Here is a 21,937-nt window from a genome sequence, read left to right on the forward strand (position 1 = left end):
CGTCGTTTCACTCCTTGAAAGCGAACTATTCGAAATAATTGAGCGTATCATACCCACCATCCTTCAAGTATTGATCTTTTTGCATCAACTTAACGTCACTTTTCATCATATCTTTAACTAGATCTTGAAGGTCATATTGACATTCCCATCCTAATTTAGTTTTTGCTTTTGTGGCATCTCCAATAAGAAGGTCTACCTCAGTAGGTCTAAAATATTTAGGGTCTACGGAAAGTACTTCTTTCCCTATTTCCAATTGGAACTGCGGGTGCGAACAGGATACTACAAAAGCCTTTTCTTCAACTCCTTCGCCTTTAAATTCCAGCATAATTCCTACCTCTTCAAACGCCATACGTACAAAATCCCTTACTGGAGTTGTTGTCCCAGTTGCAATAACCCAATCCTCAGCATCTTCTGTCTGAAGAATCATCCACATCATTCTTACGTAATCTTTGGCATGTCCCCAATCACGCTTAGCATCAAGGTTTCCTAGATAAAATTTATCCTGAAGACCTAAAGCAATACGAGCAGCAGCCCTTGTAATTTTCCTGGTTACGAAAGTTTCCCCACGAATAGGCGATTCATGATTGAATAAGATTCCATTACATGCATATATTCCATAAGCTTCTCTGTAGTTTACGGTAATCCAGTACGCGTACATTTTTGCTACAGCATAAGGAGACCTGGGGTAGAATGGAGTGGTTTCAGATTGAGGAACCTCTTGTACTTTCCCGTACAACTCAGAAGTCGATGCTTGATAAATTCGGGTTTTCTTTTCAAGTCCTAACAGGCGAACGGCTTCCAGTATTCGTAGTGTCCCTAGTCCGTCTGCATTACCTGTATATTCTGGCATTTCAAAAGAAACCTGGACATGGCTCATTGCCGCCAGATTGTAAATCTCATCTGGCATAATTTCTTGGATCAAACGAGTAAGATTCGTACTGTCCGTCATATCCCCATAATGCAATATGAAACGTTGATTTTCAACATGTGGATCTTCATACAGATGATCAATGCGATCTGTATTTAAAAGCGACGAACGCCTTTTAAGACCATGTACAGTGTACCCTTTCTTTAAAAGAAATTCACTCAAATACGCCCCATCTTGACCAGTTACTCCTGTAATTAACGCTACTTTCATTTTAAATTGTAAATATGATAGTGATTTATAATATTGATTTGTGAGCTAGGAAAGCTAACTCCTCTGATAATCGTCTTCTATTCGTACGATATCGTCTTCTCCAAAATAGGTACCATATTGTACCTCTATAAAAGTCAAAAGTTCACGTTCAGCATTTTCAACCCGATGCTTTACACCTTGAGGGATTTCTACCACTTCACCAATTGAATAATCTTTAGTAGCATCATCTAGAGTGATTCTAGCCACTCCACAGACCACAGTCCAAACTTCCGATCGTTTATGATGGTATTGGTAAGACAACCGCCCTCCTGGTTTCACCTCTATTCTTTTCACTTTGAAATTTTCTCCCTCGTCAAGTATGAAATACTGTCCCCAAGGTCTTTTGGATTCATCCATCAAATTCTATTTATGTAGAATGTATCTAATCCAATTATTAAAATAAGATTAAATGTATTAAAAATTGAAGGGCAAAGATAAAGCTTTGAATGAAAGAGGAGCTTTGAAATTAAAGCCAAATTATTTTCGTCATGCTCTTATATTAACAAATCTGTGAAATTCTTCGCATGAACTGATTTTGGCTAATAATTTCATTCTTTAATTCAAATGAAGTTATCAAATTGACAAAGACTGATTTAAAACAAGTTGAAAAGTGAGTTATACTTGAAAGTGTTACCCTAATAATGAAGCAAGCGGTTGCTGTTTTTGATCTTTAATAGATAATACCTGATGTTCTTCTCCAATCTTCCAGTCTATTCCTAAACAAGGATCATTATATGCTATTCCACAATCACTTTGTGGGTGATACACCTGATCACATTTATAAAAAAACAGAGCTGTTTTGGAAAGCACGGAATATCCATGTGCGAAACCTCGAGGTACGAAAAGCTGTTTTTTGTTGGAAGCTGAAAGCTCTATGGAGAAGTGCTTTCCATAGGTGGCGGAGTCCTTTCTTAAATCTACCGCTACATCCAGGACTTTCCCTTCCATCACTCGAACCAACTTTGCTTGCGCATAAGGCTCTTTCTGGAAATGTAAACCACGGATGACCCCATAAGAAGAAAGGGCCTCATTATCCTGTACAAAGGAGATTTCTCTACCAATAGCCGTTTCAAATTTTTGTTTATTGAAACTTTCCATAAAATAACCACGTGAATCCTCATGAATTTGCGGTTCAATAATGAAACATCCTTTTAAATAGGTCTCAGTCACCTTCATTTCAGCAGATCCTTGAGGTTGGTGCCGTAACCACTTTTTAAAAGCGGAGCAATTAATTCTTCAAATTCCTTTCGGGAGATAAAGCCCATCTCTAGGGCAGTAGCCTCGATAGAGCCTATTTTTAGACCTTGTCGCTGCTCGATGACCTCAACAAATTGAGAGGCTTGCATCAAGGAGTCAAAAGTCCCTGTATCCAGCCACGCTGTTCCCTTATCCATAATCTGAACCTGTAATTTTGCCTGTTTCAAATAAATTTTATTTACATCAGTAATTTCAAGTTCACCACGTTTACTGGGTTTTAGATTCTTAGCAATTTCAACCACTGTGTTATCATAAAAATAAATACCAGGAATTGCAAAAGAAGATTTAGGCTTTTCAGGTTTTTCTTCAATGGATATTGCGGTGCCATTTACATCAAACTCTACCACACCGTAACGTTCGGGATCCTGGACGTGATAGGCAAACACGATTCCACCATCGGGATCTGTGTTTTTCTGTAGTAATTCGGCCAGACCTGAACCGTAAAAAATATTATCTCCCAGAATTAGAGCTACTTTATCGTTACCAATAAACTTTTCTCCTATAATAAATGCTTCTGCAAGACCGTTGGGGTCTTGCTGTTGAGTATATTCGAAAGTGCAGCCGTATTTTGTTCCGTCGCCTAGTAACTCTCGAAATAACACCGCGTCTTTGGGAGTTGTAATTATTAGAAATTCCTGTACTCCAGCAGACATCAACGTGGATAGCGGATAATAAACCATGGGCTTATCATACACCGGCAAGAGTTGCTTGGAAACCACAGCAGTCAACGGATGCAACCTGGTTCCTGACCCACCTGCTAGTATGATACCTTTCATAAAACTTGTGATTTGTTCCGCTTTCGCGAAAGCGAAAATACCAAAAGCATTTTACTCATTCAACATGCATGACGCTAACTTCCTAAATAGTCTCTATTATCCAAAAACCAATCTAGGGTCTTTTCTATACCTTCTTCAAAATCGACGCTAGGTTTCCATCCTAGTTCTCGCTGAATTTTACTGGCATCAATGGCATATCTAAAATCGTGACCTGGACGATCATTTACAAACTTTATTAATTTTCTGGATGTGCCAGAAGGCTTATGTGATTTTTTGTCCATCAAATCACAAAGTAGATGAATCAAATCTATATTCTTCCACTCGTTATGGCCACCTATATTATAAGTTTCACCAACCCTGCCATTATGGAACGCGAGATCAATAGCCCGTGTGTGATCTGCAACGTATAGCCAGTCTCTAGTATAGTTTCCATCACCATAAACCGGAAGTGGTTTCCCTTCTAAAATATTCTTAATAAACAACGGAATCAATTTTTCTGGGAAATGGTACGGCCCGTAATTATTGGAACAATTGGAGATGATATATGGAATTTTATAGGTTTCTCCATAAGCTCTCACAAAATGATCACTGCTGGCCTTTGATGCACTATAAGGCGAATTAGGGTCGTAGCAAGTTTGCTCAGTAAACAATCCTCTTTCACCAAGACTGCCATAGACTTCATCAGTACTCACATGGTAAAATAAATGATCAGCACCAAGAGTCCAGTGTTTGCGGCAAACTTCTAATAATTCTACCGTTCCCATAACATTTGTTCTCACAAACTGCAAAGGATCAGCAATGGAGCGGTCTACATGCGATTCTGCAGCAAGGTGGATGATATGAGATATTGCATGCTTAGAAAACAGTTCTTCCAAAAGCTGAGAATCTGTAATATCTCCGTGAATGAATGTATAGTTTAGCTGTTGCTCGACATCACTCAGGTTTTCTAAATTGCCCGCATAAGTCAATGCATCTAGGTTGATGATCTTATAATCAGGGTACTTTTGAATAAATAAACGCACTACATGACTTCCTATAAAGCCAGCACCGCCTGTAATTAGTACATGTTTGGTTATTTCTTGTTGCATTATCTATCTCAATAGTTCGCTTTCGTACCACAACAAGTGCGGCATTAACTTCTGTCCTGCGGACAGAAAGCGAAATTATCCTTTACCTATAGCAAAGCCTGTGAATCCAATACCCTCAAGAGCTTGCATATCTAAAATAGCACGACCATCAAAAATAAAGGCCGGTTTGAGCATGTCGATATAAACCTTTGACCAATCGATGGTTTTGAACTCATCCCATTCTGTCATTACAGCGACGGCATGAGCATCCTTAAATAAATCTTCATAATTCTTTGCAACTGTTACCAGGCTTCTGTTTCTTTCTTCACTTCTTGTGTTTAGATAGTCAAGGTCTGCATAAACCTGCTCTTGGGTGACTTTGGGGTCATAAACTACTATCTCTGCCTGCTCACTCAATAAATAGTCTGCTACATAAATAGCGGCGGATTCTCGAGTATCATTGGTATCTTTTTTAAAAGCCCAACCTAATAGAACTATTTTCTTACCATTGACGGTGTTATATAAGGTACTGATGATTTTTTGTGCGAATCGGCGTTTTTGATAATCATTCATCTTGATGACCTGATGCCAATAGTCTGCTACTTCATTCAATCCATAAGTCTGACACAAATAGACGAGATTAAGAATATCTTTTTGAAAACAAGAACCTCCAAAACCTACACTTGACTTTAGGAATTTAGGGCCTATTCTTGAATCCTGTCCTATAGCTCTAGCCACTTCATCCACATCTGCCTCGGTAGCCTCACATAGAGCGCTCAAACTATTGATACTAGATACCCGTTGTGCAAGGAATGCATTAGCCGTCAATTTAGAAAGCTCAGAAGACCAAACATTGGTCAATAAAATACGTTCTGTTGTGATCCAATTATTATAAACATCATGTAGCGCTTGTATGGCCTCTTCACCTTCTAGAGTCCGTTCACCACCTATTAAAACACGGTCTGGTTGGAGCAGGTCTTGTATTGCAGTACCTTCTGCCAAGAACTCTGGATTAGATAGAACCTGAAATTTCACTCCATTACCACTGCTGGAAAGGATAGACTTCAAGGCTTCGGCAGTTCTTACCGGTAAGGTAGATTTTTCTACTATGATTTTGTTTGAAGTTGCTACTCTTGCGATCTGTCTAGCACAAAGTTCTATATACTTCAAGTCTGCCGCCATTCCTTTACCGATTCCATAAGTTTTGGTAGGCGTATTTACCGATATAAAAATCATATCTGCTTCCTGTATTGCCTGATCGACATTGGTACTAAAAATCAGGTTGCGACCTCTAGCTTGAGCCACTATATCTGATAATCCAGGCTCGTATATAGGTAAGTTATCTAGATTTACATCATTCCAAGCGGCAATGCGTTGCTCGTTTAGATCAACCACGTGGACATCAATATCAGGACACTTTGCTGCGATTACAGCCATAGTAGGACCACCCACATAACCAGCACCAATACAGCATATATTTTTCACTTTCATATTATAGTCGTTTGTCAGCCTTATCTCCTAAAAATCCTTTTATATCGTAGACTATGGCTTTTAATTCTTTTAATTTGTTAAAATCTATATTTGAAAATTGTTTGTGTCCAACAGCTAGCACAATGGAAGAATATAAAGTCGTGGGCAATTGATTAACTATTGATATCCCATGAGTTTTGTAAACTTGTTGTTTATCTGCTAAAGGATCCCAGACATCTACCTTGATTCCATATTCCTTAAGGCTATGTATCAAGTCTAATACTTTGGAGTTTCGAACGTCCGGACAATTTTCTTTGAAAGTTACCCCTAATACTAGAGCTTTAGAATATTTTATTTCAATTCCCTTTTGAAGCATGAGTTTAACTACTTCTCCAGCGACATAATTCCCCATTCCATCATTTACACGTCTACCAGCGAGTATAATTTCAGGATGATAACCTACCTCCTGAGCTTTTTGAGCTAAGTAATAAGGATCAACACCTATACAATGTCCACCTACTAATCCGGGAGTAAATGGTAAAAAATTCCATTTTGTTCCTGCAGCTTTCAACACTTCATGAGTATCGATATCCAGTAAATTGAAAATTTTAGCAAGTTCATTCACAAAGGCGATATTAATATCTCTTTGAGAATTCTCTATGACCTTAGCAGCTTCTGCCACCTTGATAGAAGGCGCCATATAGGTTCCGGCAGTAATGACTCTTTTATATAATTTATCTATTTCTACTGCACTTTCTTTAGTACTTCCAGAAGTTACTTTAAGTATTTTATCTATTGTATGTAATTTATCTCCAGGATTGATACGCTCAGGGGAATAACCTACGTAGAAATCCTTATTGCATTCCAGTCCACTGATGGCTTCTAGGATAGGTATGCAAAACTCTTGAGTTGCACCCGGGTAGACTGTAGATTCATATACCACTATATTGGAAGAAGTGAGAAATCGAGCTACAGTTTCACTAGCTGAACGTAAAGCCTCCATGTCTGGTGCATTTTTTTCATCTACCGGAGTAGGGACCGTTATTATATACGTGGTACAATCTGCAAGCAGATTTTCATCTGATGTACAAAAAAGACCTAAACCAGAATTGGTTTCTTTTTTCAAAACGGCGCCTAGTTGCTCTTCCGATACTTCTAAGGTAGCGTCCTGACCTTGTTTCAATGCTGAAACACGAGAATCATCAATATCATAGCCTACTACATCATATTTGGTCGAAAATAACCGTGCTAATGGCAGCCCCACATATCCTAAGCCTATGATTCCTATCTTAATTTTCATTTTTTGATAATGAGTTCGCTTTCGCGAAAGCGAAATTATCAAAGATTTTCCCAATACCATTGAATTGAACGATCCAATCCTTGTAAAATGTCGAATTTAGGGTCATAATTAAGTAAAGATCGTGCTTTTTCTATCGAGGCTAGAGAGTGTGGAACGTCCCCAGCTCGTGCCTTGCGATGGAGGATAGGGACATCTGCAATACGTGCATCCTTGACAATTAATCGAGTTTTAATTGCTTCTGCTAATTCTAAAATGGTTGTGCGCTGTCCAAAGGCAACATTATATACTTGATTTAAGGATTGGGGGTTTTTAGCTTCCATTGCGCGTATATTGGCTTGTACAACGTTATCAACAAAAGTAAAGTCCCTAGAATAGGTACCATCGCCATTAATATAAACAGGCTCAAGATTCATGAATGCTTTGACAAAAGCGGGAATTACCGCTGCATAAGCTCCACCAGGGTCCTGGTAAGGTCCGAAAACATTAAAATAACGCAGTCCTATAGTATCAATACCATAAGTTTTGTGGAAAACATCAGCGTACAATTCATTGACGTATTTTGTAATAGCATAGGGTGATAATGGTTTACCAATAACTGACTCCACTTTAGGCAAAGATGGTGAATCCCCATATGTAGAAGAGCTTGCTGCATATATAAATCGATCTACATCATTGTCGGCACAGGACTTCAACAAGTTTAAAAAACCAGAAACATTCACTTCATTTGTAGTTACGGGATCTGCTACGGATCTAGGCACGCTTCCCAAAGCCGCTTGATGAAAAACTATATGTTGATCTGCTACTACTTCCTTACAACTATTTAAATCTCGAATATCAGCATTCACAAATTTAAAATTTGAAATCCCTCTCAATTCAGAAAGATTAGATTCAAAACCAGTAGCCAAATTGTCCATACCAAGTACTTGGTAACCTTGAAGACAAAGTGCTTTGCAAAGGTTGCTGCCTATAAAGCCAGCAGCGCCGGTAACCAATACATTTTTCAAAAAAAGAGACTTTTGGGATTCAAGTGAAGACATTCAAGTTAAACGGTGGGTATTCCTTAAAAGTATCCCAATTAGACACTATTCTACCCCTAAAAATTAGTTAAAGACTGAAATTAAAATTAAAAATACACAGTTGTAATGATAACAATTATATATTTGTCAACTGAAAGCAAAAAAACTTTACAATGAAAAAAATACTTTTCTCAGTACTTTTATTAAGTGGTACAGCCTTAATGGCACAGGATACGATGATGGACGATGCTCCACGTGATCGTGAGACTATTCCTTATAACCAATGGTCTGTTGATCTTGGATTAGGTGTTCATAAACCAGTACGTCCAGTAGCTGAAGGTTACTTTACAAATACACCTTCCATAGGTCAGGCTGATCTTGGAGTTCGTTACATGATTAATGATAAATTTGGTTTAAATCTTGATCTTGGATACAATCGTTTTGAAGGGGATGATGAAAGTCTTCCTTTTAAATCTCAAGCATACCGCGTTTCATTAGAAGGTGTTGTTAATGCAGGTACTTTTTTAGGTTTCAGAGAGTGGACTGATCGTTTTGGTTTATTGCTTCATGGTGGTGCCGGTGTCACTACTCTAAAATATCAAGAACCTCGTGATATAGAAGATGGAGATCAAATGTTGAATTTTACAGTAGGAGCGACTCCACAATTAAGAGTGTCAGATCGTGTAGCATTATTTGCTGACTTATCTATATTTGGTCACGTGAGACAAGATCGTTCTTTTGATGGTACACGTCCAACAGGAACTAGAGGTTTTAATGGATTTCTAGTGAACGCCTCCGTTGGTGCTTCTTTCTACCTAGGTGGAAATGACGTACATGCTGACTGGTACAATGGTAGCGTAGATTCAAAATTGAACAAATTAGATGAAAGAGTTACAGCCTTAGAGGTTGATGGTACAGATGGAGATGATTATACACTTCCTGGATACCTTGACCAGAATACATTAGATAGCAGATACGCCATGAAAGGTGAAGCTACTAATGGAGGCAATGGTATGGATGCTGATGCACTTATTAAGCAATTGATCAATGACGGATACGTAAACGTATATTTTGAGTTCAATAGTACTAAGCCAACTCAATATTCTTTATCTTCTATTAACTTCCTAGCTACTTACTTGAATGATAATCCAAGTGTAAATGCGAACCTTACAGGTTATGCTGATGAGTTAGGTACTCCTGAATACAACAAGGATCTTTCTGAGCGGAGAGCTAATATGGTTAAAGATATTTTAGTTGCTACTGGAATTGATGCTGGAAGATTGACTACTGAAGGTGCTGGTGAAGATGATTCTGTTAAAAAATCTAGTGAACCTGCAAGACAATTAGTAAGAAGAGTGAAGTTCACTGTGAACTAATTCACTTTAAATAAAACTGAGAAAAGGGTTGCCAATTGGCAGCCCTTTTTTTATGTCTGCGATTGAAAGAATTAATATGAGCTTTTAGAAAAAAATCTTAACAAAAAACACTTCCAAATCAATGACAATAACATATTGTTTCGTCATTTAGAGCTTAGCTGGATACTAATCCTTTTAGCCTTTTCTTCATATTCTTTCTCACTTACTCCATGCTTCTGTAAGCCCCATCAAAAGCAAGATTTAATCTTTTGCTTGACTCAATATCGTATGACTAGATGCAGTCTCTCTATCTAAAGTGTAGAGATTCCATTCCAATTCGTGAAGTTTAATTCAATGCCATCCTAGGCTTATAAAAACGAAATACGGTAACACATTAAAAGTTAGTAAAACTTCATGGTGTTTCACTAGATGGGTAGTCTATGAAGCAAAAGCGCAAATGAGACTAAATTGACTGGACTCGATTATAGATATCGTTCCTAGTCCTACTAGTAATGCGCCACACAGAAATCCTAAAGTGCTTTAGTCTATACGGGCTTTCTCGTTCTGATACAAAAGATGCTGAAACGAATTCAGCAAGACCGAATCTATCCTATGGGTTTGTGCATTTGAGTTTTGACGTAGGCAGTTTTTGTCCTTAGTGATCGAGGTACAATGCCTAATTCTTGGATTCGATATATTCATCGACCAATCCCTCCAACAAACTCAACGGTAAAGAACCATTGGTCAATACTACATCATGAAACACTCTTATATCAAATTTTTCACCCAATTCGGTTTTTGCTTTGTTGCGCAATTCTAGAATTTTATTCATCCCTATTTTATACGCAGTGGCTTGTGAAGGCATCACAATATGTCGTTCCACCATTTTAACCGCGTCGCTTTCTGCATTAGGAGTGTTTTCTGTGTAATACTTGATACCTTCTTCTCTTGTCCATTTTCTCGAATGAATTCCTGTATCTACCACAAGACGGCAGGCACGCCACAATTCCATTGCGAGCCTTCCAAAATCGCTATAAGGATCTTTGTAAAACCCAATTTCCTTAGGAATCAATTCAGAATACAAACCCCACCCCTCGACGTAAGCGGTGTGAAATAAATGCTTACGGAATTCTGGCAAACTGTCCAACTCTTGAGCGATTGCTATTTGCATATGGTGTCCAGGAATCCCTTCATGATATGCTAGAGCATCCATTTGATAGGTAGGCATCGCTTTCATATCATAAAGATTCGCATAATAAGTTCCTGGCCTACTGCCATCACTTGCAGGTTGTTGATAAAATGCTTTTCCAGCACTCGCCTCTCTGAAGGGCTCAACTGCTTTCACAACTATGTCGGCTTCTGGTAATGTGTTGAACAATTCGGGAAGCTTTGCCTTCATTGTTTGGATATGCGCTGTAGCTTCTTTTAAGTACTTAGCTTTTCCGGCTTCTGTATTCTCGTAGTAAAACTGATCATCGTCTCTCATGAACGCAAAGAAATCTTGAAGAGACCCTTCAAATTTCACTTGTTTCATGATTCCCTTCATTTCCTCATGAATACGCGCCACTTCGCTAAGTCCAAATTCATGAATCGCATCAGCACTCAGGTCTGTTGTGGTTGTACGCTTTAAAGCATACTCATAGAATTCTTTACCTTTTGGAAATTTCCAAACCCCATCTTCTATCGTGGCTCTTTGTTGCTGATCTTCTAAGGCTAGAATTAAATTCTCGTAGGCAGGTTTTACATGCTGCACAAGAGCCATTTTAGCCGACTTCATCAATTCAGCTTTTTTACTTTTACTCAATTTGATCTTTGCAATTTTGTCTTCAAAATCAGCTAGCAGTGTGCTTTTTTGATTCGAATTTTCAAAGGGTTCGCCCATCAGTAAATTGCGAGAATCTTTCAATACCTTTTCGTATACAAATCTTGGTAATAAAATACCATTGCTCTCCCTTAATTGCAAGCCTTCAACAAGGTCGCTAAAAAGAGGTTCTATCCCTTCTAATCTAGAGATATAAGCCTCTGCATCTTCTTCGTTATCAATAAGATGCATATTGATCAAAAAGGCTGGTACTTCTGCGTGCATCCCGTGCATTTGGTTAACGGGATAGGTATACAATCGGTACTCATAATCTTCAATAGCCTGCTCCTGCAGATTCTTATACAGTTTATAGCTCAGCAAATCTTGCCCCTCTAACGCCGCCGACTTGATCGTATCTTTCAGGTACGCCAATCTAGATTCTGCCAGTTTTCTATCCTCTAACTCCCGCTCTGAGGATATATCCGTCCATTTTCCATAATCCGTTTTGATTCCCATACTGGTTTGCATTTCGGGATCGCGGGATAAATCTTGCTGAAATTGAACTTCCAACCAATCATTGAATTGTTGGGCTATTTGTTGTTTTTCCGCTTTCGCGAAAGCGGAACTATCATTCTTCTCCTTGCAAGAACCTAGAATCATTAGCAGGCTGATAAATATTGTTTTTTTCATCATAGCAATTAGTTGTTAAGTGCTGATTTGAGCCAATTGGCATATTCTGAAACATCGGGTGTGTAACCTATAGGCGCTACCAAATCATTCCCATCTGCATCGACCAAGGCATAAAAAGGTTGGGCATTCACCTGATATTTTTCAATCTGGAGATCGCTCCATTTATTACCTATAGTTCTTATCTTTTTTCCAGTCACATTAGATATATACTGCTCTCCAGTAGGTAAATCTTCGCGTTCATCAACATATAAAGAGATGAGCACTATTTCGTTTTTCAAAAGATCCAAAACTTCTGGCTCTCCCCAAACGCGTTCTTCCATTTTACGACAATTGACACATGCCCAGCCTGTAAAGTCGATTAAGGCTGGCTTCCCTACCTCCTGAGCATATTCTAATCCTGCTTCATAATTATCAAAAGCAACAATATCATGAACGGCGAGATGCGCTCCTTCAGGTAAATCAATAGTGTCTGCACTAGCGGTACCCGCAAATCCATTAGGAGACTCACTGTACGTCATGGGTGGTGGGAAACCGCTAATCAATTTTAAAGGTGCGCCCCACAATCCTGGAATCAAATAAAGGGTAAAGCAGAAGGTCAAAATAGCGAGCAGCAATCGTCCCACTGAAATCGATTGATCTTTATCATCGTGAGGCAGTCGCAGTTTACCAAATAAGTAGATCGTCATGGCACCAAAAATGGCAATCCAAATTGCAATGAACAACTCCCGCTGTATCCAACCGGCTTGCCATACAAGGTCTGCATTAGATAAAAACTTAAAGGCAAATGCCAATTCCAAGAATCCTAGAAAGACCTTTACTGTATTTAACCATCCACCAGATTTAGGTAAATTGTTCATCCAGCTAGGGAAAATAGCAAATAAGGCAAATGGTATTCCCAATCCAAAACCGAAACCAGCCAGTCCAACACTCAAAGCGGTAGCACCACCATCAGATGAAAGTACGCTTCCTAAAACACCGCCTATTACAGGACCCGTACAGGAAAAAGAGACCAAAACTAAGGTGAGCGCCATAAAAAAAACGCCTACTACCCCACCAACCGTAGAGGCTTTATCTACTTTGTTAATCAAAGAATTGGGCATAGTTATTTCAAATGCTCCAAAGAAGCTAATCGCAAAAACTACAAATATCACAAAGAAGAAAATATTCAAATACGGGTTGGTACTGAATTCATTGAATATATCTGGGGATACTGATTGAAATAAGTGAAAAGGCAAACTACACAATACGTAGATGAGCAAGATGAAGAACCCGTAAAGCAAACCTTGAAATTTTCCTTTGGTTTTATTCTCACTTTGCTTGGTAAAGAATGATACTGTCATTGGGATCATGGGATACACGCAAGGAGTGAGTAATGCACTGAACCCTGCTAGCAAACACAAAATAAAAATGGTGCTTAAATCGTTCGAATCTTCCTCAGTAAAGCCTGTTGTTTCAACATCTATTGATTTGTTACTAGTTGGGGTAGAGCTAGACAGATTAGATAAATCCGGAGCGGTTGCCGTTAAAGGTTCTTGATCATTCTCATAGTAGGTATCGATAATCGTGGTGACCTCATCGCCTATAACAGCGTCAGGGTTTAATTTATAGATCAAAACCTCTGGAGTACCCTGAATACAGCGCTCATCGTCACAAACCATAAAAACGGCCTCAGCGATGATGTAGCTCAGGTCTCTATTTTGAACCTTTATTTTTTGCTTAAATACAGCCTGATTTTTAAACTGCAACACATCTGCTCCCCATACTTCTGTATATTCTGCATAGGTTCCAATTTCTTCATTTGAGCCTAGAAGTTGGAAATTTCCATCGCTTTCATAGAATCTCAATTGGGTAGGTGTAGGACCTATTTCTGCATCGATGGCGACCTGAGAGTATATATGCCAGCCAGGCTCTAGAATTGCTGTAGTCACCAACTCATATTGATCGTCTCCCAGATCTTGTACAGCTGTTTCCCAAGAAGTTGGATCAAACACTTGTGCCTGAATCGTTATACCAGCAAATAGGATGGTAAAAGCTATAAGTAGCTTTCTCATTTTTTCCATGTAATTTTCAATATTTCGTTTGTTTTGTCGCTTACTGTAGCGTGCCTGCTCGATCGAACGCCTACCACCCAAAGCACATCTTGTGGTGTGCATAACATCAAGACTCTTTTTTTCTCAGTTCTAGACAGTTTTTTGTTCGTTAGAATATCACTTACGAGTTGGGAACCCTTCATGCCAAATGGTTCTAAACGGTCACCTTTATGCCAGGCTCGTAAAGTTAACGGATAATGCAATCGTTCCTTATCCAACCACAGCACATTTTTAGCCGATTGAGTTTTTATAAAGCCAACAGGATCATCCATTCTGATGGTTTCTAAAGTCAAGCTAGAATTCTGTAGGTCTATGGATGTAGTTTCTGGTAACAAATACCATTTTTTGGTAAGCGGTTCTGTTATTTTTTCTAAGCGCAATAAGTCCCTGTCTTTAAGCAAAATAAAAGTAGCGTTAGACAAATATTTCCCAGTTTCCGCACCCATAAGTGCCACTACTTCGTCTGTTTGATTAAACCCGTATTCTTCTAGAAGATAGAATAGATATGCCTTGAAATTAGGATACTTCCTAACCTCATCCAGATGTAAATCAATTCCCGTGGTGCTGATGGTAGTTACGCTTTCGCGAAAGCGGGCTACCGCATCTTTCAAGATCAAATCTATGTCTTGTAAATAGTTTAACGTCTGTGAAAAATGTCCTCTCAATTGAGGTAAGGCGTCATGCAAGACGGGCAATGCTTGGTTTCGCAGTTTATTTCTTTGATAATCGTTTCTTTGATTGCTGGAATCTTCCCTCCATGTGATCTGATTTTGCTGGGCAAATTCGAGAATGTCATTTCTTGAAAATTTTAAAAGCGGTCTGAGTAATCCAGGACTTTGCTCTGGTATTCCTGTCAAACCGGCGAGTCCAGTCCCACGGTTTAAATTGATCAAAAAAGTCTCTAATTGATCATCCAGGTGGTGCGCTGTCAACACTGCAGCTAAATCGTTTGCTTTTAGTAATTGGTCAAACCACTCATAGCGCAATTTCCTAGCCGCCATTTGGGTAGAGATGCCCAACTTCTCCACCACTTTCTTTGTCTTAAAATGCTGCACATGAAGATCTACCGATAATTGTTGCGCCAGATTCCTTACAAAAAGTTCATCGGCATCACTTTCTTCCCCTCGTAAATGAAAATTGACATGAGCCATTTGAAAGCTGATCTCGCTGGACTTAAGTAGATGAGCCAATACCACACTGTCCAGTCCACCGCTGATCGCTAGCAAAACATCCTGCTTCAAAAGTTGAGGAAATTGATCCTGTAGGTGTAGTTGAAAGGCTTGTTGCATGCCCCCAAATTTAAGAAAAGTGAATCCCTTGAAGCTCTAGAACCTTCATTAATGCAGCCGCTTTGACGAAACATTCTTGATACTCTGCTTCTGGAATAGCAGCTGCTGTAATGGCACTACCTACACTCAAGGAAACGACCTTTCTAGTGTCATTGTATAAAATGGTGCGAATGACCACGTTGAAGTCAAAATCTCCTGATGGAGTGAAATATCCTACAGCACCGCTGTAGACACCACGTTTAAAAGATTCTGTTTGTTCAATGATTTTCATGGCACTGATCTTAGGTGCGCCTGTCATGCTGCCCATAGGAAAGGTGGCTTTGACCGCGTCAATGCCTTTATTCTTCTGATCTAAAGTTGCCGTAATACTACTGATCATGTGATGTACCTGTGGGAACGTGTACAGCCCAAAAAGTTCTGAAACTTTGACACTCCCTTTTTGGGCTACTTTGGACAAATCATTGCGAACAAGATCCACGATCATGACATTTTCTGATCGCTCTTTTTGGTTGGCTAGCAATTCTTGTTTAGCCTCTTCATCCTTTAAGCTATCTTCAGCACGCGGTGCTGTTCCCTTGATAGGTTGTGAAAGCAATTGTTTACCCATTTTCTTCAGGTAACGCTCAGGACTCGCACTGATGATGTGACACTCCGCAAATCTGGCATATGCAGCAAAAGGCGGTGCGCTGCTTTTGTTCAAATGTGCAAACGCTTTAACAGAGTCTAACTCGACTTCTAAGGCGTGAAACTCAGTGCACAAATTTGCTTCATAGATATCTCCTCTATGAATGTGGTTCAAAAACTTCTGTGCTTTTTCTAGATACGCTTCTTTAGAGTCTATGGCTTCTAAATGACCATTTTTTGCTACCTCTTCTTCCTTGGATAGCATTTGATTGTTTATTTCTTCTAGTACTGATTTTAGTGCAGATCTTTCTTCTTCGTAACTATGAATGGTGATTGATTTTTCATTTATTTCCATCACTATTTCTGGAACAAAAAATTGCAGATCGGGAAAACACAGTATATCTCTATTGTGGCTAGACAAAGGCTCCAATTCATTTTTTAGATCGTAACCCAAATAACCAAACATCCAATCCTGATGCTCGTATTGAAATCGTTCCAGTTGATGAAATGCATTTCCCGCGACACATGTCAACACATCGATCGCTCCTACCCCACACAAGCAGGTGTATTCAGACTGATCAAAATCATTACTATCTAGAAAAACAAAGTAGGTTTCCTGCTCGTAAAACGATATTAATTTTTTCTTGAACTCATTAGAATTCAAGAGGCTAAAACTGTGGGTGTAGCGTTGCTGATTCACGGTACAAAGGTACTAGGGATTAATACAACCCAACTTAAAAGTGCATAAAAAACCTGATGACAAATTAATTTGCATCAGGCTTTTTTGAAGGCTACTTCAAATTAAAATCTATACTGCAGGATTCCTCTAATAAAAAAAGGAGTTCCTGGAGTGAAATGAATTTCTTCTACTGACGCTGTTTCATTTTGCAATCTAGATTCAGTGGCAAACTGGGTTTCATTCCATTCTACATCAAATAGGTTTTGAACAGCAAATCCTGCTCGCAAATGATCTGTGACATCATAATTGACATTGAGGTCTGAAACAAAATATCCTTCTGCAACAATGCTGTTGTCTTCATTTGCTGGGCGGTCTCCAATGTATCGGTATCTGATTCCTGCATTGAAACGGTTCCAGTCTTTCAAGCTCAAACCTCCTGTAGATGTAAACTTAGGTGCTAATGGTATTAAGTCTTGGCCATCGGGCTCGTTAATTGCTCTAGCGTGTGCGTAGTTTACATCTGTATCTAAAAACAAGTGTTTGGAAAGCTGGTAGCGTAAGCTCACATCAAATCCAAAACGCTCTGTTTCACCGCTAGGTTCTACAATTCCAGCATCTCCAACATACACAAATTCTTGCTCCAGAAATAAGTACCAAAGTGCTGTGTTTACAATCATGCGGTTGGTAGGCTTCCATACAAAACCTAAATCTGAGCCATATGATTTGGGTAAGATATCGTCTGCTGTTTGCTGTAAGACCACCCGAGTGTCATTACTGTGAAAGCCCACTCCATTTTTGAAATACAACTGGAAGTTTTCTGAGACTCTGTAATTAAAATTCAACTTAGGTAACAGTGCCGTTTCTGATTGAGCTTGCGTGTCGTACAAGGTACTAAGGGCGTCCTTATAGGTAAACTTGAAGTGCTCTAACCTCAATCCTGCATCAATCAAGAAGTCGTTTACATACCAGGTGGCTCCTACAAACCCAGACGTATTCGTTTCATTAATATCCCCTAGCTGAATGTTTTCAAGTGTGGTTCTCCTGTTCAAAGTTCTGGATAGCTCACTGCCCTCAGTACGATCATTACGCAATCTGAGTCCAGCAGTCAGGTCGAGCTTGTAATCTGACAAGCTAGTCCTATACGTGTACGCCGCGTCAAAACCAGCTAAATCACGAGATTCTTGTTGCTTGATTTGATCGCCATTTACCGGATCTTCGAGGAAAAAGGTAAAGTTAGAGAATAGCAGGAAATCATACTTAGAATAATACAAATGTGTACTGAACTGCTCGTTATCGCTCAAAGCCATATCGTAATTGATGTTCACGCTGGTTCTTGAGGTCTCGCCACCTTCCGTATCATCAATTGCTCCAAATCTCCCGATCAAGCCTCTATCCACGGCACGCTGCGGGATTTGGCCGCTAGCATCCCACTCACTATCAAAATGAGAAATACTCACACCCAATTCATTCCCAGCATCTGATATATAATTCAGCTTCCCGAATAAGTTTACCCTATCAAAATTTTGCGGACTGTCAAACGGACCATCAAATGTCAAGTACTCTGTTGCTATGTAAGCGCTGGTGTTTGCGTTGTCCAGTACTTGCACTAGCCCTACATATCGCTGGTAATTAAAGTCCCCAATTTCAGCATTTATGACATTTTCACGAATAACATCTCTTGTGCGAAAATCTACATGACCTGCAGTGGCAAAATTACCAATGGATTTATCATAGCTTCCTTTCCCATAAGAGATATTCTCAATAGTTTCTGGAATGACAAAATGTAGATCTGCATATCCTTGACCATGCGCATGCGATACCATATTGACAGGCATTCCATCCACACTTATCGCCACATCAGTCCCGTGATCGATGTCAAAACCTCTTAAAAATAATTGTTCGGCTTTACCGCCACCCGCATGTTGACCTATAAATAGTCCAGGCACTGTGCGCAGCACTTCTTGAGTAGAGGTTACTGGGTTCACTTCCAGATCGGCTTGAGTGATGGTATTGAGGACGTCTAACTCGTTAGTGATGGTAACAGCTTGCAAGTCAATGGATGCTTCCAATAATACAATTTGAAGCACTTCAGACTCTTCTGTTATCGCTTTCGCGAAAGCGGCATAACCCAACTTTGAGAACCTCAATTCATCACCTTCCTCTACCTGATCAATGGTAAAAAAGCCTTTACTATTCGTATGGGTGTGGGTTCCTGATTTCAGGTGCATCACATAAACATCCTTTAATGGCTTGTTATTTTCATCCACCACATAACCGGTAATGGTATGGGCAAATAAAACCTGAGTACTTAAAATGAATAGCGAGAAGAATAAAAGCTGCGAACAAGCTTTTTTATAAAAGAGAATTGTCATGAATATTTGATTGATGGACTGATCTAATTACGATAGAAAAACCCATTACAGTTTGCTATTGTAGGTTAAGAAAATATTAAATGAACTACTGGCCTGGTCTTAAAAACAAAAAAGCCGACTTTTCAGTCGGCTTTTCTTAATTCTATGCTGCGCGTTAGATGTGAATTGCGCGATCACCAGTTGCTGCTAGGGCTGCTTCTTTAACCGCCTCTGCATAAGTTGGGTGTGCGTGGGACATTCTTGCGATATCTTCAGAGCTTGCTCTAAATTCCATGGCAGTAACTGCTTCAGCAATCAAGTCTGCTACTCGTGCTCCTACCATGTGAACTCCTAGGACTTCGTCCGTTTCCTTATCGGCAAGAATTTTGATCAATCCGTCTGTATCTCCTGAAGCTCTAGATCGACCTAGCGCTCTCATAGGGAATTGTCCTGATTTGTACTCCACACCAGCTTCTTTCAATTCTTCCTCAGTTTTACCAACACTGGCCACCTCTGGCCAAGTGTATATCACATTAGGAATGAGGTTATAGTTTACGTGAGGCTTTTGACCAGCAATAGTTTCTGCTACAAAAACACCTTCTTCCTCAGCTTTGTGAGCTAGCATAATGCCACGAACCACATCACCTATAGCGTAAATGTTGTCAACGTTAGTTCTCATGTGCTCATCCACTTCCACTTGACCACGCTCGTTGATCTTGATTCCAGCAGCGGTAGCATTTAACTTATCTGTATAAGGACGACGACCTACAGAAACAAGTACGTAATCTCCTTTAAATTCAACTTCTTCACCCTTTTTATTCTTAGCTGTTACAGTAACCTCATCACCGTTGCGCTCTACCTTATTCACCGCATGAGAAAGCTGGAATTTCACACCTTGCTTTTTCATGACTTTCATCAATTCCTTAGAAAGTGAGCTGTCCATAGCTGGCGCAATGCGGTCTAGGTATTCAATTACAGTAACCTCAGCACCTAGACGGCGGTACACTTGACCTAGTTCTAGACCTATTACTCCACCACCTATCACGATCATGTGCTTAGGTATTTCCTTAAGTTTCAAGGCTTCGGTAGATGTGATAACACGTTCTTTGTCTAATGTTATGAAGGGTAGGCTTGCAGGCTTTGAACCGGTGGCTACTATGATGTTTTTAGCTTCTATGGTTTGTTCCTTCTCTCCATCGATCTTGATATGAGTGGCATCTACAAAAGACCCCATCCCTGTGAACACATCGATCTCATTTTTCTTCATCAAATAAGCCACCCCATCGCAAGTTTGTGAAACCACACTTGCTTTGCGAGCAATCATTTTTTCAAAATTGATTTTGATATCTCCAGGGATTTCAATACCGTGTCCTTCAAAATGTTTCGTCGCATCTTCATAGTGATGAGAAGAATCCAACAATGCTTTGGAAGGAATGCAACCTACATTAAGACAAGTTCCCCCTAGGGTATCGTATTTCTCTATAATGGCGGTTTTCATGCCTAATTGTGCACAGCGTATTGCGGCTACATAGCCACCAGGTCCTGAACCAATTACTGCAACATCGTATGTACTCATAAATCTATTTTCTATGTGTTAAAAAGGATTGCAAAGATAGCAAAGGAGAGCTAGATGACCTCTATGAATCGGCAATTTCGCTTACCGGTTTAGGCTCTTGATTGCTCTTTTTATAGGGTCTAATGATCAAACGTGCTGCTCTATCAAAATTGAAATAGTTATAAGTCCAATTCAAGAACACCACAATCCGGTTGCGAACTCCTACCAGAAAGTACAAATGCACTCCCAACCAAGCGAACCAAGCCATGAATCCTCCCAAAGTGAACTTACCTATATCTGCTACCGCTCGATTACGACCCACGGTAGCCATCGATCCTTTGTCAAAATAAGAGAACGGCTTCATTTCTTTGCCCTCAGACATCCTTATGAGATTCTTTGCTAGGTTTTTCCCTTGCTGTATGGCAGGTTGTGCTACTTGAGGATGCCCGTGAGGGAAATCATCTGTCTTCATTTGAGCAATATCACCTACAGCATACACATTATCAGTGCCTTTCACTTTATTGAAACGATCCACTATCAGACGATTGCCCTTTTCTGATATTGCGGTTTCTGAAAACCCCTTTGGGTGAGCACCTGTAACGCCAGCACTCCATATAAAGGTGGCGGTTTCCAACTCCATCCCGCTTTTAGTGCTCACAATGTCATCGTTATAATCCGTCACTAATTCATTCAAATGGATTTGTACTCCCAATTCTTTCAGGTATTTTTCCGCTTTCGCGGAAGCTTTTTTACTGAAAGCAGACAACACTCGATCTTCACCATCCAACAGATGGATTTCCATGAAATCTGGATTAAGATCTGGGTAATCATTTTCAAGAACTCCATTTTTGAACTCGGCAAAAGCTCCAGATAATTCTACGCCTGTAGGGCCAGCACCAGACATAATGATGCGCATGAGCTTTTGCTGCTCCTTAGGGTCATCTGTAATGGTGGCTTTTTCTAGGTTTTGAAGCATCAAGCTACGTATGTCCAGTGATTCTGGAACAGACTTCATGGACAGGGCATTTTTTTCAATCTGATCATTCCCGAAGAAATTCGTTTTAGTCCCGGTAGCAATAATCAAATGATCGTAAGAGATATCGCCGATGCTGGTGGTTACATAATTTTCTTTTATGTTCACCTGCTCCACTTCCGTCAAGCGGAATAAATAATCCTGATTTTCATCTACAATACTTCGCAAAGGAAACGCGATAGAGTCAGGTTCTAAGCCGCTGGTGGCCACTTGATACAATAGTGGTTGAAAGGTGTGGTAGTTGTGCCGATCTAGTAATACTACTTGAAATTTGTGTTCTGTAAGCTTTCGCGAAAGCGTAACACCGCCAAAACCTCCTCCTACTATGACGATACGAGGGTGTGGACTGGTGGGAATTTGCATGTTGGTTTTTGCATAAAATTAAAGCATGAACACCAATAAGCACT

Annotated in this window: 16 protein-coding genes; 1 reads left to right on the forward strand and 15 read right to left on the reverse strand. The window is 39.7% G+C overall.

Going from position 1 to position 21,937, the window contains the following annotated elements; genetic code table 11:
* Positions 1-25: 25 nt before the first annotated feature.
* From gmd to NMS_RS13105, 8 genes are all read right to left on the reverse strand, one after another.
* Positions 26-1,138 carry a GDP-mannose 4,6-dehydratase gene (gene gmd / locus NMS_RS13070; protein WP_041497262.1) on the reverse strand — a complete coding sequence of 371 codons (1,113 nt, stop codon included), beginning with the start codon at positions 1,136-1,138 and terminating at the stop codon, positions 26-28.
* A gap of 54 nt (positions 1,139-1,192) precedes the next feature.
* Positions 1,193-1,534 carry a phosphomannose isomerase type II C-terminal cupin domain gene (locus NMS_RS13075; protein WP_041497264.1) on the reverse strand — a complete coding sequence of 114 codons (342 nt, stop codon included), beginning with the start codon at positions 1,532-1,534 and terminating at the stop codon, positions 1,193-1,195.
* Between the two features lie 273 nt (positions 1,535-1,807).
* Positions 1,808-2,353 carry a dTDP-4-dehydrorhamnose 3,5-epimerase gene (rfbC, locus tag NMS_RS13080; RefSeq protein ID WP_041497265.1) on the reverse strand — a complete coding sequence of 182 codons (546 nt, stop codon included), beginning with the start codon at positions 2,351-2,353 and terminating at the stop codon, positions 1,808-1,810.
* Positions 2,350-3,210: a glucose-1-phosphate thymidylyltransferase RfbA gene (rfbA, locus tag NMS_RS13085; protein ID WP_041497266.1), complete on the reverse strand. Its 861-nt coding sequence runs from the start codon at positions 3,208-3,210 to the stop codon at positions 2,350-2,352. The genes rfbC and rfbA overlap by 4 nt, the downstream gene beginning before the upstream one ends.
* A 74-nt stretch (positions 3,211-3,284) precedes the next feature.
* Positions 3,285-4,298 carry a dTDP-glucose 4,6-dehydratase gene (gene rfbB / locus NMS_RS13090; protein WP_052476985.1) on the reverse strand — a complete coding sequence of 338 codons (1,014 nt, stop codon included), beginning with the start codon at positions 4,296-4,298 and terminating at the stop codon, positions 3,285-3,287.
* A 75-nt stretch (positions 4,299-4,373) separates the two neighbouring features.
* Complete coding sequence (locus tag NMS_RS13095) at positions 4,374-5,768, reverse strand: nucleotide sugar dehydrogenase (RefSeq protein ID WP_041497268.1); 1,395 nt, start codon at positions 5,766-5,768, stop codon at positions 4,374-4,376.
* A 1-nt stretch (position 5,769) separates the two neighbouring features.
* Positions 5,770-7,047, reverse strand: a complete 1,278-nt coding sequence (locus tag NMS_RS13100) for a nucleotide sugar dehydrogenase (RefSeq protein ID WP_041497753.1) — start codon at positions 7,045-7,047, stop codon at positions 5,770-5,772.
* Positions 7,048-7,085: 38 nt separating this feature from the next.
* The gene (locus tag NMS_RS13105) at positions 7,086-8,084 is read right to left on the reverse strand and encodes an SDR family oxidoreductase (RefSeq protein ID WP_041497269.1); all 999 of its coding nucleotides are present in this window, start codon (positions 8,082-8,084) and stop codon (positions 7,086-7,088) included.
* A gap of 152 nt (positions 8,085-8,236) precedes the next feature.
* Here NMS_RS13105 and NMS_RS13110 point away from each other — a divergent pair, with 152 nt between their 5' ends.
* Positions 8,237-9,439 (forward strand): OmpA family protein, encoded by a 1,203-nt coding sequence (locus tag NMS_RS13110; RefSeq protein ID WP_041497271.1) that lies wholly within the window; start codon positions 8,237-8,239, stop codon positions 9,437-9,439.
* Positions 9,440-10,094: 655 nt separating this feature from the next.
* On the opposite strand, the gene NMS_RS13115 is transcribed toward NMS_RS13110, so the two are convergent.
* The 7 genes from NMS_RS13115 to NMS_RS13145 all read right to left on the reverse strand — a co-directional run bounded on the left by NMS_RS13115 (position 10,095) and on the right by NMS_RS13145 (position 21,893).
* On the reverse strand, positions 10,095-11,912 hold the full coding sequence (locus NMS_RS13115; RefSeq protein ID WP_041497272.1) for a DUF885 domain-containing protein: 1,818 nt from the start codon (positions 11,910-11,912) through the stop codon (positions 10,095-10,097).
* Positions 11,913-11,917: 5 nt separating this feature from the next.
* Positions 11,918-13,960, reverse strand: coding sequence for a protein-disulfide reductase DsbD family protein (locus NMS_RS13120; protein WP_148311398.1), 2,043 nt, complete (start codon positions 13,958-13,960; stop codon positions 11,918-11,920).
* A complete protein-coding gene (gene tilS / locus NMS_RS13125) occupies positions 13,957-15,288 on the reverse strand; it encodes a tRNA lysidine(34) synthetase TilS (RefSeq protein WP_041497275.1) in 1,332 nt (443 codons plus the stop codon). The genes NMS_RS13120 and tilS overlap by 4 nt, the downstream gene beginning before the upstream one ends.
* A gap of 10 nt (positions 15,289-15,298) precedes the next feature.
* Entirely contained in the window at positions 15,299-16,612 is a 1,314-nt protein-coding gene (locus NMS_RS13130) for an anthranilate synthase component I family protein (RefSeq protein ID WP_041497276.1), read from the reverse strand.
* A 101-nt stretch (positions 16,613-16,713) separates the two neighbouring features.
* Positions 16,714-18,963: a TonB-dependent receptor gene (locus tag NMS_RS13135; protein ID WP_052476986.1), complete on the reverse strand. Its 2,250-nt coding sequence runs from the start codon at positions 18,961-18,963 to the stop codon at positions 16,714-16,716.
* Positions 18,964-19,117: 154 nt separating this feature from the next.
* On the reverse strand, positions 19,118-20,518 hold the full coding sequence (lpdA, locus tag NMS_RS13140) for a dihydrolipoyl dehydrogenase (protein WP_041497277.1): 1,401 nt from the start codon (positions 20,516-20,518) through the stop codon (positions 19,118-19,120).
* A 61-nt stretch (positions 20,519-20,579) separates the two neighbouring features.
* Positions 20,580-21,893, reverse strand: a complete 1,314-nt coding sequence (locus NMS_RS13145) for an NAD(P)/FAD-dependent oxidoreductase (RefSeq protein WP_041497278.1) — start codon at positions 21,891-21,893, stop codon at positions 20,580-20,582.
* Between the last annotated feature and the right edge of the window lie 44 nt (positions 21,894-21,937).

This window comes from Nonlabens marinus S1-08 (assembly GCF_000831385.1).
In the GTDB taxonomy this organism is placed as follows: Bacteria; Bacteroidota; Bacteroidia; order Flavobacteriales; family Flavobacteriaceae; genus Nonlabens; species Nonlabens marinus.